General features: G+C 48.7%; 21 protein-coding genes. 19 read left to right on the forward strand and 2 right to left on the reverse strand.

Annotated features, from left to right (window positions below; genetic code table 11):
• Positions 1 to 122 precede the first annotated feature (122 nt).
• The 16 genes from DQG23_RS38125 (at position 123) to DQG23_RS38200 (ending at position 11,011) form a co-directional block, all read left to right on the forward strand.
• Positions 123 to 773: an adenylate kinase gene (locus tag DQG23_RS38125; RefSeq protein ID WP_113036295.1), complete on the forward strand. Its 651-nt coding sequence runs from the start codon at positions 123 to 125 to the stop codon at positions 771 to 773.
• Positions 773 to 1,519 carry a type I methionyl aminopeptidase gene (gene map, locus DQG23_RS38130; RefSeq protein ID WP_113036296.1) on the forward strand — a complete coding sequence of 249 codons (747 nt, stop codon included), beginning with the start codon at positions 773 to 775 and terminating at the stop codon, positions 1,517 to 1,519. The genes DQG23_RS38125 and map overlap by 1 nt, the downstream gene beginning before the upstream one ends.
• Positions 1,520 to 1,536: 17 nt before the next feature.
• On the forward strand, positions 1,537 to 1,845 hold the full coding sequence (locus DQG23_RS38135; RefSeq protein WP_113036297.1) for a KOW domain-containing RNA-binding protein: 309 nt from the start codon (positions 1,537 to 1,539) through the stop codon (positions 1,843 to 1,845).
• Positions 1,846 to 1,847: 2 nt separating this feature from the next.
• Entirely contained in the window at positions 1,848 to 2,066 is a 219-nt protein-coding gene (gene infA / locus DQG23_RS38140) for a translation initiation factor IF-1 (protein ID WP_113036298.1), read from the forward strand.
• A 189-nt stretch (positions 2,067 to 2,255) separates the two neighbouring features.
• A complete protein-coding gene (gene rpmJ / locus DQG23_RS38145) occupies positions 2,256 to 2,369 on the forward strand; it encodes a 50S ribosomal protein L36 (RefSeq protein ID WP_106058826.1) in 114 nt (37 codons plus the stop codon).
• A gap of 18 nt (positions 2,370 to 2,387) precedes the next feature.
• Positions 2,388 to 2,756, forward strand: a complete 369-nt coding sequence (gene rpsM, locus DQG23_RS38150; RefSeq protein ID WP_113036299.1) for a 30S ribosomal protein S13 — start codon at positions 2,388 to 2,390, stop codon at positions 2,754 to 2,756.
• Between the two features lie 18 nt (positions 2,757 to 2,774).
• Positions 2,775 to 3,170: a 30S ribosomal protein S11 gene (rpsK, locus tag DQG23_RS38155; RefSeq protein WP_113036300.1), complete on the forward strand. Its 396-nt coding sequence runs from the start codon at positions 2,775 to 2,777 to the stop codon at positions 3,168 to 3,170.
• A gap of 125 nt (positions 3,171 to 3,295) precedes the next feature.
• On the forward strand, positions 3,296 to 4,240 hold the full coding sequence (locus DQG23_RS38160) for a DNA-directed RNA polymerase subunit alpha (protein WP_113036301.1): 945 nt from the start codon (positions 3,296 to 3,298) through the stop codon (positions 4,238 to 4,240).
• A 30-nt stretch (positions 4,241 to 4,270) separates the two neighbouring features.
• On the forward strand, positions 4,271 to 4,636 hold the full coding sequence (gene rplQ / locus DQG23_RS38165) for a 50S ribosomal protein L17 (RefSeq protein WP_113036302.1): 366 nt from the start codon (positions 4,271 to 4,273) through the stop codon (positions 4,634 to 4,636).
• Between the two features lie 80 nt (positions 4,637 to 4,716).
• Positions 4,717 to 5,478 carry a tRNA pseudouridine(38-40) synthase TruA gene (gene truA, locus DQG23_RS38170; protein ID WP_113036303.1) on the forward strand — a complete coding sequence of 254 codons (762 nt, stop codon included), beginning with the start codon at positions 4,717 to 4,719 and terminating at the stop codon, positions 5,476 to 5,478.
• A gap of 217 nt (positions 5,479 to 5,695) precedes the next feature.
• Positions 5,696 to 6,133 carry a 50S ribosomal protein L13 gene (gene rplM, locus DQG23_RS38175; protein ID WP_113036304.1) on the forward strand — a complete coding sequence of 146 codons (438 nt, stop codon included), beginning with the start codon at positions 5,696 to 5,698 and terminating at the stop codon, positions 6,131 to 6,133.
• Between the two features lie 19 nt (positions 6,134 to 6,152).
• The gene (gene rpsI, locus DQG23_RS38180) at positions 6,153 to 6,545 is read left to right on the forward strand and encodes a 30S ribosomal protein S9 (protein WP_113036305.1); all 393 of its coding nucleotides are present in this window, start codon (positions 6,153 to 6,155) and stop codon (positions 6,543 to 6,545) included.
• A gap of 357 nt (positions 6,546 to 6,902) precedes the next feature.
• A complete protein-coding gene (locus DQG23_RS38185) occupies positions 6,903 to 7,595 on the forward strand; it encodes a phosphoadenylyl-sulfate reductase (RefSeq protein ID WP_113036306.1) in 693 nt (230 codons plus the stop codon).
• 188 nt (positions 7,596 to 7,783) lie between these two features.
• Complete coding sequence (gene sat / locus DQG23_RS38190) at positions 7,784 to 8,962, forward strand: sulfate adenylyltransferase (RefSeq protein WP_113036307.1); 1,179 nt, start codon at positions 7,784 to 7,786, stop codon at positions 8,960 to 8,962.
• 77 nt (positions 8,963 to 9,039) lie between these two features.
• A complete protein-coding gene (gene cwlD, locus DQG23_RS38195) occupies positions 9,040 to 9,825 on the forward strand; it encodes an N-acetylmuramoyl-L-alanine amidase CwlD (protein ID WP_113036308.1) in 786 nt (261 codons plus the stop codon).
• 79 nt (positions 9,826 to 9,904) lie between these two features.
• Positions 9,905 to 11,011 carry an Mrp/NBP35 family ATP-binding protein gene (locus DQG23_RS38200; RefSeq protein WP_113036309.1) on the forward strand — a complete coding sequence of 369 codons (1,107 nt, stop codon included), beginning with the start codon at positions 9,905 to 9,907 and terminating at the stop codon, positions 11,009 to 11,011.
• Between the two features lie 192 nt (positions 11,012 to 11,203).
• Here DQG23_RS38200 and gerD read toward each other — a convergent pair whose 3' ends face one another.
• Positions 11,204 to 11,926 carry a spore germination lipoprotein GerD gene (gene gerD / locus DQG23_RS41980; protein ID WP_146762462.1) on the reverse strand — a complete coding sequence of 241 codons (723 nt, stop codon included), beginning with the start codon at positions 11,924 to 11,926 and terminating at the stop codon, positions 11,204 to 11,206.
• Positions 11,927 to 12,100: 174 nt separating this feature from the next.
• Here gerD and DQG23_RS38210 point away from each other — a divergent pair, with 174 nt between their 5' ends.
• The gene (locus DQG23_RS38210; RefSeq protein ID WP_158560910.1) at positions 12,101 to 12,715 is read left to right on the forward strand and encodes a KinB-signaling pathway activation protein; all 615 of its coding nucleotides are present in this window, start codon (positions 12,101 to 12,103) and stop codon (positions 12,713 to 12,715) included.
• Positions 12,716 to 12,719: 4 nt separating this feature from the next.
• On the opposite strand, the gene pdaB is transcribed toward DQG23_RS38210, so the two are convergent.
• Entirely contained in the window at positions 12,720 to 13,499 is a 780-nt protein-coding gene (pdaB, locus tag DQG23_RS38215; protein WP_113036312.1) for a polysaccharide deacetylase family sporulation protein PdaB, read from the reverse strand.
• A gap of 128 nt (positions 13,500 to 13,627) precedes the next feature.
• On the opposite strand from pdaB, the gene DQG23_RS38220 reads away from it, so the two are divergent.
• Together DQG23_RS38220 and DQG23_RS38225 are read left to right on the forward strand one after the other, a co-directional pair.
• Positions 13,628 to 14,230 carry a stage II sporulation protein M gene (locus tag DQG23_RS38220; protein ID WP_158560911.1) on the forward strand — a complete coding sequence of 201 codons (603 nt, stop codon included), beginning with the start codon at positions 13,628 to 13,630 and terminating at the stop codon, positions 14,228 to 14,230.
• A 125-nt stretch (positions 14,231 to 14,355) separates the two neighbouring features.
• Positions 14,356 to 14,574 carry a hypothetical protein gene (locus DQG23_RS38225; protein ID WP_113036314.1) on the forward strand — a complete coding sequence of 73 codons (219 nt, stop codon included), beginning with the start codon at positions 14,356 to 14,358 and terminating at the stop codon, positions 14,572 to 14,574.
• Positions 14,575 to 14,938: the final 364 nt, after the last annotated feature.

The following is a 14,938-nucleotide window of genomic DNA, read 5'->3' on the forward strand; positions in this document are numbered from 1 at the left end:
ATATGGTTTCTCATTATACGGTTCTTATCTTTCAATGCGAAACGACTCGTCGCTGTGGAAGACCGGGAAGCCGTTTCTGCTTGATAGGCCGGAACGGGTGATGTACGGGGAGGTAACGCAAGGTGAATATCCTGTTTATGGGCCCTCCGGGAGCAGGTAAGGGCACGCAGGCTGAACGGATTGTCAGTGAATTCGGAATTCCGCATATCTCGACAGGCGACGCCTTCCGGCTCGCGATGAGCCAGGGAACGGCGCTTGGAGTGGAAGCGAAAAAATATGTCGATCAAGGATTGCTCGTACCGGACGAAATTACGAACGGTATCGTTCGCGAGAGGCTTCAACAGCCGGATGCGGACAAAGGCTTCCTGCTCGACGGCTTTCCCCGCACGATCGCGCAGGCCGAAGCGCTTGACGAGATGCTGCGGGTTATGGGGAGAAGCATCGATCACGTCATCAACCTTGCGGTTGATCGCGACAAACTTCTAGCCAGATTGACAGGACGCAGAATTTGCAAATCGTGCGGCGCAACGTATCATGTCATCTTCAATCCGTCTAAGGCGGAAGGAGTATGCGATCGCTGTTCCGGCGAGTTGTACCAACGTTCCGATGATACCGAAGAGAAGGTCGGTACGCGGCTTGATGAATATTTGACAAAAACCGCTCCGCTGCTTGCTTATTACGAGAAGCAGGGCATTTTGCGTCAAGTGGACGGAGAGCAGGAAATCGATACGGTTTCGAAGGACATCCAAACGTTGCTGCGAGGTCAAGCATAATGATCATTTGTAAGACCGACAGCGAATTGAAGCTTATGCGGGAAGCCGGCCGTATTGTTGCGGAAACGCACAAGACGCTTGAGAAAGCGATCGTGCCGGGAATCACAACAAGGGAACTTGATGCGATTGCCGAAGCGTTTATTCGCAGTCAGGATGCAATTCCGTCTTTTAAAGGTCTCTATGGTTTTCCAGCCAGTATATGTGCTTCCATTAACGAACAATTGGTTCACGGTATACCAAGCGACCGGAAATTAAACGAAGGCGACATCATCAGCATCGATATTGGCGCTCAATATCGGGGCTACCACGGCGACTCGGCATGGACCTATCCGGTAGGCAACGTATCGGATACGGCAAAGAAGCTTTTGGAGGTTTCCGAACGCTCTTTGTACACGGGCCTTGAAGAGGCAAAGTCGGGTGTCCGTCTGTATGCAATCTCGCACGCGATCCAAAAATGCATTGAAGCAGAAGGGTTTTCCGTCGTCCGCGAATATGCCGGGCACGGAATCGGCAAACAATTGCACGAAGAACCGCAGATCCCGAATTACGGACTTCCGAATCACGGGCCGCGGCTCAAAACGGGCATGGTATTGGCGGTAGAGCCGATGGTCAATGCCGGCCAGCGTTATGTCAAGACGCTGCAGGACAACTGGACGGTCGTTACGGTAGACGGCTCGCTGTGCGCGCATTTCGAGCATACGATTGCGATTACCGATGACGGCTGCGAAATTCTGACGAAGCCGTGAATGTAGGAGATGATTCCGTGATTGAACGAAACCAGGCTCAGCTCGGACAAATCGTCAAAGTACTACGCGGCAGAGATACGGAGAAGGTTGCCGTCATAGTCGGCATTGTGGATGAACGTTTCGTTCTCCTGGCTGACGGCGACAAACGAAAGTTTGACCAGCCGAAAAGAAAAAACCTGCTTCATCTTCAATTGCAAAACGTGATCAGCCGTGAAGTTGTGGATAGTTTAAAGGAAACCGGTCGTGTGACCAACGGCAAGTTGCGGTATGCTGTTAATAAATTTGTCGAGAATGAACAAGCAGAAGCACTGGAGGGAAGAGAATAACCATGGCCAAAGAAGATGTGATTGAAGTGGAAGGAACGGTTATCGAACCGCTTCCGAACGCGATGTTTAAGGTGGAGCTCGAGAACGGCCACAGAATCCTAGCGCATGTTTCCGGTAAAATCCGCATGCATTTCATTCGAATTTTGCCGGGCGATAAAGTGACCGTGGAGCTTTCTCCGTACGACCTGACAAGAGGCCGGATCACGTATCGATTCAAATAGATCGGATCCGATATCGTTTTTTTAACCGTATTTCGGGCTTTCTGCGAAAAAGCTTACAGCTTAAGGATTCGATGCAAGCTTTGTCAGGCAAAGCTTGCGGATGCTTACGATGCGAGCTTTGCTGCTCAAAGCTTAGCGAATGCTTACGAAGCTGGCTTTGCAACGCAAAGCTTTTAGGAGGTAACAACAATGAAGGTGAGACCATCGGTTAAACCGATTTGTGAGAAGTGCAAGGTAATCAAGCGCAATGGCAACGTAATGGTCATCTGCGAAAATCCGAAGCATAAACAAAAACAAGGGTAAGGAGGTGCATCTTAAAAGATGGCTCGTATAGCTGGAGTAGACTTGCCGCGTGACAAACGTGTAGAAATCGCATTGACGTACATTTTCGGCATCGGCAAAACAACGGCGCAAGGCATTCTTGCGAAAACTGGCGTTAACTCGAACACCCGCGTTCGTGATCTGACTGAAGACGAAGTGAGCAAGCTTCGTGAAGCAATCGACAAAAACGTTAAGGTGGAAGGCGATCTTCGTCGTGAAATCGCACTTAACATCAAACGTCTGATCGAAATCGGTTCGTACCGTGGAATTCGTCACCGTCGTGGCTTGCCTGTTCGCGGTCAACGTACGAAAACGAATGCGCGCACGCGCAAAGGTCCTCGTCGTACTGTAGCGAACAAGAAGAAATAATAAGGGGGGATAAAGCAAATGGCAAAACCGAAAAAAGTAGTCCGTACAAAGCGTCGTGACCGTAAAAACATTGAATCCGGAGTAGCGCACATCCGCTCCACATTCAACAATACGATCGTTACCATTACGGATCCGCACGGCAACGCCATCTCCTGGGCAAGCTCCGGTAACCTTGGTTTCAGAGGTTCCAAAAAGAGCACGCCTTTCGCAGCTCAAATGGCGGCGGAGACAGCGGCTAAAGCTGCAATGGAGCATGGTATGAAAACTGTTGAGGTCATGGTTAAAGGTCCAGGCGCAGGCCGTGAAGCGGCGATTCGCTCCCTGCAAGCAGCCGGTCTTGAAGTGAACCTGATTAAAGACGTAACTCCAGTCCCGCATAATGGCTGCCGCCCACCAAAACGTCGTCGTGTCTAATTCAGGATCGCTCGGTGGTATAAATATTCTCAACATGTGAATAATGTGTGGGAGGATAGGCATACTACTAGTTTTGGATAACTAGGGAATCCAGAGGAAGCGACGTTCGAAGGAGGGTTAATTTCATGATTGAGATTGAAAAGCCTAAAATAGAGACCGTATCGATAAGCGAGGAAGGCACGTACGGCAAATTTGTCGTAGAACCGCTGGAACGCGGCTACGGCACAACGCTCGGGAACTCGCTGCGGCGGATCCTCCTTTCGTCTTTGCCTGGAGCGGCAGTAAACTCCGTGCAAATCGTTGGAGTATTGCATGAATTTTCGACGGTACCTGGAGTTGTCGAGGATGTAACGGAAATCATCCTCAACCTCAAAGGATTATCGTTGAAAATTCATTCCGACGAAGATAAAGTGCTGGAAATTGATGCGGAAGGCGAAGGGAAAGTTCTTGCCGGCGATATTCGCGCGGACAGCGACGTGGAGATTCTTAATCCGGATCTTCATATTGCTACGCTTGCACCGGACGCGCGTTTGCAAATGCGCATTCTTGCAAGCCGCGGGCGCGGTTATGTACAAGCCGACAAAAACAAGAAAGACGATCAACCGATCGGCGTTATTCCGATCGATTCGATCTATACCCCGATCACGCGCGTTAATTACTCGGTAGAAAATACCCGCGTTGGCCAAGTGACCAACTACGATAAATTAACCCTCGAGGTATGGACCGACGGGAGTATTCGTCCGGAAGAAGCGGTTAGCTTAGGCGCCAAAATTTTGACTGAACATCTTATGTTGTTCGTCGGATTGACGGATGAAGCTCGCGATGCGGAAATCATGGTCGAGAAGGAAGAAGACAAGAAAGAGAAAGTATTGGAAATGACCATCGAAGAGCTGGATCTTTCCGTACGTTCTTATAACTGTCTGAAGCGTGCCGGCATTAACACGGTTCAAGAGCTGATTACGAAAACCGAAGAGGACATGATGAAGGTTCGTAACCTGGGCCGGAAATCGCTCGAGGAAGTTCAAGAGAAGCTTGAAGAACTCGGTTTAGGTCTTCGTGTAGAGGATTAAGCCGCAACGATTAAAGAAGGAGGGAACAACATGGCATACCAAAAGCTTGGTCGCGATTCCAGCGCACGTAAAGCATTATTCCGTGATCTGGTAACCGACTTGTTCATACAGGAACGCATTCAAACGACCGAAGCGAAAGCGAAGGAGCTTCGCCCTATCGCTGAGAAGCTGATTACGCTGGCTAAACGCGGCGATCTGGCTGCTCGTCGTCAAGTAGCTTCGTTCGTACGTCGCGAGCCTGCAAACGGCGAACAGGATGCGATCCAAAAGCTGTTTTCGGAGCTTGCTACCCGTTATTCCGAGCGTCAAGGCGGATATACCCGCATTTTGAAGCTGGGACCTCGTCGCGGGGATGCAGCGCCTATGGTTTATATAGAGCTTGTCGATCGTGCGTAAATGACGGATGGGAAAGGGTGGACAGAATCGTTAGATTCTGGTGAAGCCCTTTTTTTGTAGGTTTGGGAGAAGCGTTATATATGCGTAATGTCAAGCTTAACGTCAGCTATGAGGGAACGGCATATTCGGGATTTCAAACACAGCCGCATCGCAATACGATTCAGGATAAGCTGGAGGAAGCGATAACCGCGCTTACCGGCCGAACGGTCAAAGTGACCGGCTCCGGACGTACCGATGCAGGCGTTCACGCCAGAGCACAGATCGTGAATTTCGAAACCGATTCGAAAATTCCGATCGAACGGTGGTGTCTGGCGATGAACGCTAGGCTGCCTAACGATATCGTCGTTTATGCAGCGGAGGAAGTTCCTTTCGACTTCCACGCAAGAAGGTCGGCCAAGCGCAAAACATACCGGTACGCCATCCGCTACGGAAGGCTGCCCGATCTGTTCACGCGCCGTACGACATTGCATCATCCGACTCCTCTGAACAAGGAAGCGATGCGGCAAGCTCTTGCGGTACTGGAAGGCGAACATGATTTCACTTCGTTCTGTTCGATCCATTCGTCGGTAGAATCACACGTGCGGACCATTTTCGAAACACGTTTGGAGACTCTGGTCGATGATGGGATGGAAGATGGTCAAGCAGGTGTGATCCACTTGTATATTACCGGCAATGGCTTTTTGTACAACATGGTTCGCATTATTGTGGGAACGCTTATCGAAATAGGCGAAGGCAAGCGTAGCCCGGCTGAAATGCAGCATATTTTGGATGCTCAAGATCGTATGGCGGCAGGCCCGACAGCAGAGCCGCACGGCCTTATGTTATGGGATGTTGTTTATTGATTTTTGCATCGAAATTTTGCCTCAAGGCCTTGCTAAGCTCTTCGTTTTATAGTAAGATAATAGTTGGTTTTCATCACTGGCTATCCCACAGCCCCGAGTGTGAAACCGCCAAAAAGCAGCATATGATTCCGGGTATTTATAACCCGTTAAAGCACGACAAGGTAAAACACAAACGTAGTGAACTATGCGTTCGCTTGGTTTAGGAGGATTAACGCTAATGAGTACCACATATATGGCCAAACCGCTTGAAGTTGAGCGTAAATGGTACGTTATCGACGCTACGGGCAAAACGCTCGGACGTTTGGCAAGCGAAGCGGCAAGCATTATCCGCGGTAAGCATAAGCCGCAATTTACACCGCATGTTGATACAGGCGACTTCGTAGTCGTAATCAACGCTAGCAAAATCGTTCTTACGGGCAAGAAGCTCCAAAACAAAAAATACTACACGCACTCCATGTATTCGGGCGGTTTGAAAGTAACTGTCGCTCAAGACATGCTTGCGAATAAACCAGAGCGTATGCTCGAGCTTGCCATTCACGGCATGCTGCCGAAAACACGTCTTGGTAACAGCATGAAGTTGAAATTGAAAGTGTATGCCGGTGCCGAGCATCCGCACCAAGCACAACAACCTGAAGTCTGGGAACTTCGCGGGTAATTAAAGGGAGGACAGTTTCATGGCTCAAGTTCAATACTATGGAACGGGTCGTCGTAAACATTCGGTAGCGCGCGTGCGTCTTGTACCGGGTGAAGGACGAATCGTCATCAATAAGCGTGACCTGAACGAATACTTCGGTCTCGAAACGTTGAAGCTGATCGTAAAACAACCGCTTACGCTGACTGAAACGACTGATAAATACGACGTTTTGGTTATCGCTCACGGCGGCGGTACTACAGGACAAGCTGGAGCAATCCGTCACGGTATCTCCCGTGCATTGCTTAAAGCAGACCCTGAGTTCCGTGGTTCGCTTAAGAAAGCCGGATTCCTGACACGCGATCCGCGTATGAAGGAACGTAAAAAATACGGCTTGAAAGCAGCTCGTCGCGCTCCACAATTCTCCAAACGTTAATTTGGAGCCGGCTTTTCCAGTTTTCCATTCAAAGCCTTTTCTGTCATCAGACAGGAAAGGCTTTTTTTGTATGTCGGAAGGCATTCAAGGAAGCGGCTCTCCACGTATTAAATAACCGGGATCATGACGCGGGAGATGTTTTCTTTGTTTTCGGAAGAAAGTATGTCGCATATCGCAGTGACTTGTAGTCCTTGCACCACCTGGGATAATGCCCAATACACTAACATAACGATCTTTTGTTCATTATAAGAAAAACATTGACAATTCATAGGGAACATTTATAATTGTGCTATAAGTTGTTAAATCGCATAGTAATAGTCGGAATTAGTGGCGTATGGAAATAAAGGAGGATGCGGCATGAATTTGTTCGAGAAAGAAGCTTTAATCGCTCAAGCCAGCGTTGATTTGGAGCATGAAACACCTGAAGCGGTTATTCAATGGGCCATTGAAAGGTTTCCTAATATAACGTTTGCGTGCAGCTTTGGCGCCGAGGATGTCGTACTTGTCGATATGGTACAGAAAATCAGCCCCAAAACGGATATTTTTTATTTGGATACCGACTTTCATTTCAAGGAGACTTACGAGACGAGAGATCGGCTTGAGCAGCATTACGGGCTTAAATTCGTACAAGTCAAGCCGGCGATCACACCGGAAGAGCAAGCGGAGAAGCATGGCGAAGCTTTGTGGAAATCCGAACCTACCGCATGCTGCAACATCCGTAAAGTGGAGCCGCTTACCCGGATTCTCGGCAATTACGAAGCATGGATTACGGGTATCCGCCGCGACCAGGCGCCGACTAGAGCCAACGCGAAGAAGATCGAATACGATACGAAGTTCGGACTCGTTAAGTTTAACCCGATTGCACACTGGACTTCCGACGATGTATGGGAATATATTCGCGCAAACAATATTTACTATAATCCGCTGCACGATCAAGATTACCCAAGCATCGGCTGCGAATACTGCACGCGTCAAGTGAAGGCGGGCGAAGACCCGCGGGCCGGCCGCTGGTCCGGTTTCGAGAAGACGGAATGCGGGTTGCATAAATAACATACGAACAATTTTCAGGGACAGTAAATTATCGAATATGTGAAGGTTCTAAAACCTAGGATAAACGCCGGCATTTTCGGATGCTCGTATGCGTTTATCCTTGTAATATTCGGGGTTCATGATAGTATGGTGGAATAAGGATGTAACTTCCAATTTACTTCGGGATGGAAAATACGGGAGGAACGACAATGGGAGAAACGATTCAGGCACATGGCGGCACGCTGATCAACAGACTGGTTCAAGGGGAAGCTAGAGAGCAATTGCTCGAGAAAGCGAAACAGCTTGTGCAAATTCCAATCAACGCTTGGGCGATTTCCGATCTGGATCTTATCGGAGTGGGGGCATTCTCGCCGTTAACGGGTTTTATGGACGAGGCGGATTATACATCAGTCGTTCAGCGTATGCGTTTAGCCGACGGTCAAGTATGGAGCATTCCCATCACGCTAGGTGTCGAGAAGGCTCTTGCGGAGCGCATTCAAGTCGGAGAGCAAGTTGCATTGGTCGGAGAGTCCGATAACGTCGTATACGCGATTCTTGACGTCAGCAGCGTTTATGAGGCCGATCAGAAGCTGGAAGCAGTGAACGTATTCAAAACGGACAGCGACGAGCATCCGGGCGTACAGAAGCTGTTTACGAAGTCATCCACATATGTCGGCGGATCGGTGCAAGTATTGAATCGTCCGCAGCCGGAGAAGTTCGGCGAATTTTATTTTGATCCTTCCGAGACGCGCCGTGTTTTTTCCGAGAAGGGCTGGAAAACGGTCGTAGGCTTTCAAACGCGTAATCCGGTTCACCGGGCGCATGAATATATCCAGAAGAGCGCTATGGAAATCGTAGATGCGCTGTTCTTGAATCCGCTCGTCGGCGAAACGAAATCGGATGATATTTCGGCCGACGTACGCATGAAAAGTTATCTGGTTTTGCTGGAAAATTATTATCCGAAGGATCGCACCTTCCTTGGCGTATTCCCGGCAGCGATGCGATATGCAGGCCCGAGAGAAGCGATTTTCCACGCGCTCGTCAGAAAGAATTACGGCTGTACGCATTTTATCGTCGGACGCGACCATGCCGGTGTCGGCGATTATTACGGAACGTATGAAGCGCAGGAGATTTTCAGAAACTTCACGTCCGAGGAACTGGGCATCACGCCGCTATTTTTTGAGCACAGCTTTTACTGCACCAAATGCGGGAACATGGCCTCCAGCAAAACATGCCCGCACGATAAAGCCGATCATCTCCACTTATCCGGAACGAAGGTCCGCGCTCTTCTCCGCGACGGTATTTGCCCGCCACGGGAATTCACGCGTCCTGAGGTTGCCGAGGTGCTGATCGAAGGGATCTCCGAGCAGCTCGTTTCCGCCGATTGATTGCATAGCGAACTTGTCATATTTGTCCGCCCTGTCCCATAAGATGTAAAGACTCTTGTGGGTGGGGTGGTTTTTTTATGCGAAAATTTCCGAGACACGTCGTGGTTTGGATGAATTTTCACGGTGGGCTAAAAATTGTATCGACAGCCATCCTTGTTTTGATGATCGGATTTATATTTTCTTACGAGCTGCCCTCGACGAAAACTTGGACATACTGGACCATGCCGCTATCCGGAAAAACCATTGCGATCGACGCCGGCCACGGCGGCCCGGATGGAGGTGCCGAGAGCGCCCAAGGCGTGATCGAGAAGGACATCAATTTGGCGATATCCCTATACTTGCGCGATTATTTGCAGCAGGCGGGAGCAATAGTCGTCATGACCAGAGAACAGGACAACGATTTGGCCAGCCCTGATACGAAAGGCTTAAGCCGCCGCAAAACGGAGGATTTGCAAAAACGCGTCGAGTTTATCCGCAAGCAAAAGTCGAATTTGCTGATCAGCATTCATCTGAACAGCTTCCCGTCGGCCAAATGGAGCGGCGCGCAAACCTTTTATTATCCCTCGAATAAAGACAACGTCACTCTGGCGAATCTAATTCAACGGGAGCTAAAACTTAACCTTGAAAATACGGACAGAGTTTCGAAGCAAGTCGACACCGTCTTTTTGCTTAAGTCATTGCAAATACCGGGCGCTCTGGTCGAAGTGGGGTTTCTCTCCAATCCTGAAGAGTCGCGGCTGATGGCTCGGGAGGATTATCAGAAGAAAGTGGCAGCCTCGATTTACCAAGGTATTCTGCGGTATTATTCGGGCGAGAAGCAGGACGGGGAGAACGGGACGGCCGGCGCCAGCAAGAAGGGGTAGCAGGTACGTCACGTGTAAGCTTGTCTGCAACTATGGTATAATGATTCTTATACAAAATGTCCAATACCGAGGTGTAACAATGGTTACTAGAGATCAGGTCCTGGGGGCCGTAGGCCATATTTACGATCCCGAATTTAAAAAAACGGTGACAGAGCTTGGATTTGTCCGCGACATTATGGTGAAAGAGGGCCATGTGGCCTTGACGCTGGTCTTATCGGCCGATGACGAATTGCTGAAGAGCCAATACCGCCAAGACGTAGTGGAAGCGCTAAAAGGTATCGGAATCGGCGATGTGCACATTCGTTTCCGCAATATATCCGAGCATGAGCGCACTGAAGCGCTCAAGAACGGGCAAGGCGCCCCTGCCAAGGCGGCAGCGCAGCAAACAGCACCTCCGTCGGAGCTTCGTTCGCCGAACGTTTCCTCGCTGTTATCGCCTGAATCGGGCGTTAAATTTATCGCGGTCGCAAGCGGGAAGGGCGGCGTGGGCAAGTCGACGGTAACGGTTAACGTTGCGGCCGCTTTAGCCCGCAAAGGAAAGCGCGTAGGCATTATCGACGCGGATATTTACGGCTTCAGCGTTCCGGATATGATGGGGATTGAAACCCGTCCGGAAATGGTAGAGAACAAAATTATTCCGGTCGAGCGCTTCGGCGTCAAGGTCATCTCGATGGGGTTTTTCGTCGAAGACAACGCTCCGATTATTTGGAGGGGCCCGATGCTCGGCAAAATGCTCCGCAACTTCTTCGCCGAAGTCGAGTGGGGCGAACTGGACTACATGCTTCTCGATCTTCCGCCAGGAACCGGCGATGTAGCCTTGGACGTCCACCAGATGATCCCGCAAAGCAAAGAGATCATCGTTACGACGCCTCATGCTACGGCGGCGTTCGTTGCCGCGCGTGCGGGAGCGATGGCGGTGCATACGAAGCATGACATTTTGGGCATTGTGGAAAATATGTCGTACTACGAGAATAAATCCGGCGAGCTGGATTACGTGTTCGGACGAGGAGGCGGAGCCAAGCTTGCCGAGGAGCTTCATACGGAGCTGCTTGCGCAAATTCCGCTTCGCGCGCCGGATAATCATTTCGCGGAGCCCGACTTTTCTCCGTCCGTATACTCGGCCGAACATCCGACAGGCAAGCTGTACCTGGATGTCGCCGATAAAATTATTACAAAGCTGGAGTAGTCCCGACGGGACGACGTGCCGCTAATCGGAACAAAAGGCTGTCCCGGGTCTTATTAGACCTTCTGGGGCAGCCTTTTTCAAAATAGCAGACTGTATATGCTTCACATTTTCGGTAAATGCGCCGGTTCTTAAGCTTTTGCTTTCGGGATTGCTTTCTGCTGAAGCGTTAGGATGGCGAATCCGCTTATGTTGTTATTCCTCTTTCTTTTCTTCGGAAGACTTATCCTTCTCTTGCCCTTTTCCTTTTTCTTTTTCTTTTTCTTTTTCTTTTTCTTTCCCTTCTTCCTTGCCCTCTTCTTTTTCTTTGCCTTTTTCTTCAGCGCCTTTGGCTTTCATGTCCTCTTCCTTCGGCTTCATTTCGTCCTGCGCCACTTTCTTAAACAACTCCATCATCTGAGCGCGGAACAAAGGGCTTTTCATCGATTCTTCCATGACGGTCATGACTTGCTGCCGGTATTGAGGACTTTTCATAACGGAAAGCAGCATCTTTTGGAAATCCGTCGTGTTCATCAAATCGAGCATCGATTTCTGGTATTCCGGATCCTTCATCAAGTCCTTGTGAAGATCCTTGTTGCTTTTCTGAATCGCTTTGGCAAAATCTCCGGCGAACTTCGGATCGGTCATCGTTTTTTCGATCAATTTGCTGTTGCTGGGATCGGTCAGCACGTCTTTGACCGCCGCTTGAATTTGAACACCTTCGCCGGAGGAAAGCAGCTTAGCTGTTTTGTCTTTGTTTTTTTCGCTGGCTTCTTGAATCGCCTTTTGTCCGTCTTCCGTTTTAAGTACGTCCAGAACCATTGACTTCGTATCCTTATAGCTTTGCGTCTGGCTTTGGCCTCCGGAACCGGAACCGCATGACGTTAAGAGCAAGCATGCAATAAGTACAGGGATTAGTCGAATCGATTTGGCGCTCATCGTCAGGCACGTTCTCCCTTCTAAGCAGGTCGTGTGTTTTTATTATGTCTGGAAGCCGTTCAATTATGACCGCGTCAAATAGCTTTTTACTGTGAACGTTGGTACAATGTACTAGGGCTTGTCTGCAGCGATTGCATGCAAGTCAAGGAATCAATCGCTAAAGGAGAACAGAACGTGACGCTGAGAAAATGGAACTATCTTTTTTGGACGACGCTTGCGTGGGGCTCAGGTGTCGCAATAGCGGCAGGAATATTTCTTATCATGTTATTCGATGACTTCAGCTTTCTGGAAATGACGGAGCCCGGCTTCAATTGGCAGACGCTCCTATTTGCTTTGCTTGGCGGAGCTTTGATCAGCACGGTAAGTCAAATGGGCTTTTTCGCTTATTTGACTGTACGATATATTGCGGTCGGGATTATCCGTGTCAAATGGGTATGGGAAGGCTTGCAAATTTTTATTATTTTTGACGCTTTTTTTGCAACGGTCTATCTAAGCTACAAAAGCTTTGCTGGCGAAGGAGGAAGCTGGGTTCCTTACATATGGCTTCCGTTGATATTGCTCATTATTTCGTTTGCGGTCGCATACTGGAAAATGATCAAGACAAACAAAAACGCATTCATCCCGACGCTCTTTTTTATGTTCGTAGTCACATTAATCGAGATGCTGCCGGTGCTTCGTTATGACAGCGTAGCGGCCAATATTTATATGCTGAGCACGCTTGTAGCTTGCAATACATGGCAAATCATGCTTTTACACAAGCTTGTGGGCAACAAAAAAGAGCTGGCTTAGCAGCTCAAGAATGTTTCATCGTAGCATCGTCTACCGGTTTTTTGGTTACCTGCGCCTGCTGCATCAGCTCGGATACCGTTACGAATTCATATCCGTCGGCACGAAGCTTATCGATGATGACAGGCAGCGCCTCATGGGTTTGCTTGACGGAATCGCTGGCATGGAGCAGGACGATATCGCCGGGATGAGCTTTGCTGACGACTCGTTCGATGATATTTTCTTTGCCTGGGTTTTTCCAGTCAAGGGAGTCGGTATCCCATTGAATCACCGTATAATTCAATTCGCTCGCGATACGCAGCACGCGTTTGTCAAAGTCGCCGTTCGGCAGACGGAGCAGGGTTGGTTCTTGTTTGGTCACATCGGACAAAATACGGTGAGCGGTCGTAAGCTGCTTGCGGATATCCTCATCGCTTAAGCTGCTGTAGTTAACGTGCTTATGGCCGTGACTGCCGATTTCAAACCCGTGCTTAACGATGTCGTTCACAATTTCCTGATGAGATTGCGTCCAAGGAGAGGAAAGGAAGAAGGTCGCTTTTTTGACATTTTTCTGATCAAGCACATCGATGATCGGCTTCGTACGCGTTTCTCCCCAGCTGATGTCGAACGTCAAGGCGATCAGCTTTTTCTCTGTTTGGACGCTATAAAGCGCGGTCGGTTCGTTTTGCGTGAAGACGGATACGTGATCCCTTTCGGCATAAATAATTGCGGCTGCAAACAATAAGGCGACGGCAATGATCAGGTACTGCTTCAATCTTTTTCCGTTGATCACATAGAAAAAATTCACGTTGTTGCCTCCTCTGTTTTTCTCGCCGACGGAAGCCGGCAGGCTTGGAATGCTTGTTTACTCCAAGTGTATGCTCGTACGATTAACTTATGTCTTGTACAAAATATTTTGGTAATGGGAGTGAGCCTATGGGGTTAAAGGTTTGGTTTGCCCATCTTAAAAGCATGAAAAGGGAAATCATCGTAGCCTTTATCATCTTTGCGATCGGCATCTATTTAGGGTATTCCAAGCAGTTTCCATCAATCATTGAAGGACAGATGGGAACAATGAAGAAAATCGCGGAAACCATCAATAATATGGAGTACAGCCAGCTCTGGTTTTTCCTTTTCATTTTCGTTAATAATTTAGTGATCTCGCTTATGGTGATGTATCTCGGCTCGTTTTTCGCCCTGGCTCCGATTTATTCGCTGATCATGAACGGGATGGTTCTAGGCTACTTGGCCTCTACCGAGGTGAATGCCGACAATTGGTTCGTTTTTGTAAAAGGGATCGTTCCGCACGGCATTATTGAAATTCCGGCGGTCATTATCGCTTGCGCATACGGCATACGATTCGGAACGATTGCGGCGGAATCGGTGATCAGCTTTCCTTTTGCCAAAAGAAGGGCGCGCGTTGCGGCCAAGCTGATCGGATTTATGAAGGTAACGATTCCGTTCATGCTTGTGCTTGCTTCTACGCTGCTGCTGGCCGCTATTATAGAGAGTACGATTTCCTACTGGCTGATCCATTAAAAATTTTCGAGCCGATATTCATAAATTTCCAGAAATGTGAGCATAACAGTAAGGCGATACGTTTTCGGAGTGTGACGTATAGCTGCGGATTGCGTCCTTACATGTGTGTTGGAGGGAGATTTAGGATGATCGGTTTTTTATTTAATGATCGGGAATGCAGAGAATTGGATTACGTGCTGCGCAAAGAACTGGAAGAAATGCTGTTCGACTTGAACGATCAAAGAATGGATCATGATATCAAAACGGCAATCGAAACCCGGTACAAAGTCATTTTTCGTATGTATGCCAGATTGGCGTCGCCGCGCGATATTTCCCGGTATGCCCGCAACAAGGTGCATCGGTAAATCGACCATAAGCCATCAAATCAAACTTTTTTTATAAAAGGGTTGACACCCATATGCATTATGTGCTAAATTTGTCTTCCCTGATCAAGTTGTCCTATTGAAGGGGCGGTTAGAACTTGAATGTTTCAAGTAACTTAAGGTAAAGAGTTATCCGTCTTTTGGCGGTACATTTACCGAAGTCGACATTAAGCGATTATGCTTTCTGAAGACTTTCAAAAAAAAGTTGTTGCATTCCATGTTCGAACTGTGGTATATTATAAAGGTCGCTGTTGCGAGTAGTGATGGCGGTCGAAGCTAGATGAATTGTCCTTTGAAAACTGAACAATGAGCGAAATAAAGCCAGCAAAAACAAGCAACAAATCGC

Origin of the sequence: Paenibacillus contaminans, from assembly GCF_003285015.1 — a bacterium.
GTDB classification, from domain to species: Bacteria; Bacillota; Bacilli; order Paenibacillales; family NBRC-103111; genus Paenibacillus_V; species Paenibacillus_V contaminans.

Excerpts from the sequence above, each read along its gene's own strand:
- map (WP_113036296.1), top strand. The coding sequence starts at position 773 with ATGATCATTTGTAAGACCGACAGCGAATTGAAGCTTATGCGGGAAGCC.
- infA (WP_113036298.1), top strand. The coding sequence starts at position 1,848 with ATGGCCAAAGAAGATGTGATTGAAGTGGAAGGAACGGTTATCGAACCG.
- rpmJ (WP_106058826.1), top strand. The coding sequence starts at position 2,256 with ATGAAGGTGAGACCATCGGTTAAACCGATTTGTGAGAAGTGCAAGGTA.
- rpsM (WP_113036299.1), top strand. The coding sequence starts at position 2,388 with ATGGCTCGTATAGCTGGAGTAGACTTGCCGCGTGACAAACGTGTAGAA.
- rpsK (WP_113036300.1), top strand. The coding sequence starts at position 2,775 with ATGGCAAAACCGAAAAAAGTAGTCCGTACAAAGCGTCGTGACCGTAAA.
- DQG23_RS38160 (WP_113036301.1), top strand. The coding sequence starts at position 3,296 with ATGATTGAGATTGAAAAGCCTAAAATAGAGACCGTATCGATAAGCGAG.
- rplQ (WP_113036302.1), top strand. The coding sequence starts at position 4,271 with ATGGCATACCAAAAGCTTGGTCGCGATTCCAGCGCACGTAAAGCATTA.
- truA (WP_113036303.1), top strand. The coding sequence starts at position 4,717 with ATGCGTAATGTCAAGCTTAACGTCAGCTATGAGGGAACGGCATATTCG.
- rplM (WP_113036304.1), top strand. The coding sequence starts at position 5,696 with ATGAGTACCACATATATGGCCAAACCGCTTGAAGTTGAGCGTAAATGG.
- rpsI (WP_113036305.1), top strand. The coding sequence starts at position 6,153 with ATGGCTCAAGTTCAATACTATGGAACGGGTCGTCGTAAACATTCGGTA.
- DQG23_RS38185 (WP_113036306.1), top strand. The coding sequence starts at position 6,903 with ATGAATTTGTTCGAGAAAGAAGCTTTAATCGCTCAAGCCAGCGTTGAT.
- sat (WP_113036307.1), top strand. The coding sequence starts at position 7,784 with ATGGGAGAAACGATTCAGGCACATGGCGGCACGCTGATCAACAGACTG.
- cwlD (WP_113036308.1), top strand. The coding sequence starts at position 9,040 with ATGCGAAAATTTCCGAGACACGTCGTGGTTTGGATGAATTTTCACGGT.
- DQG23_RS38200 (WP_113036309.1), top strand. The coding sequence starts at position 9,905 with ATGGTTACTAGAGATCAGGTCCTGGGGGCCGTAGGCCATATTTACGAT.
- gerD (WP_146762462.1), bottom strand. The coding sequence starts at position 11,926 with ATGAGCGCCAAATCGATTCGACTAATCCCTGTACTTATTGCATGCTTG.
- DQG23_RS38220 (WP_158560911.1), top strand. The coding sequence starts at position 13,628 with ATGGGGTTAAAGGTTTGGTTTGCCCATCTTAAAAGCATGAAAAGGGAA.
- DQG23_RS38225 (WP_113036314.1), top strand. The coding sequence starts at position 14,356 with ATGATCGGTTTTTTATTTAATGATCGGGAATGCAGAGAATTGGATTAC.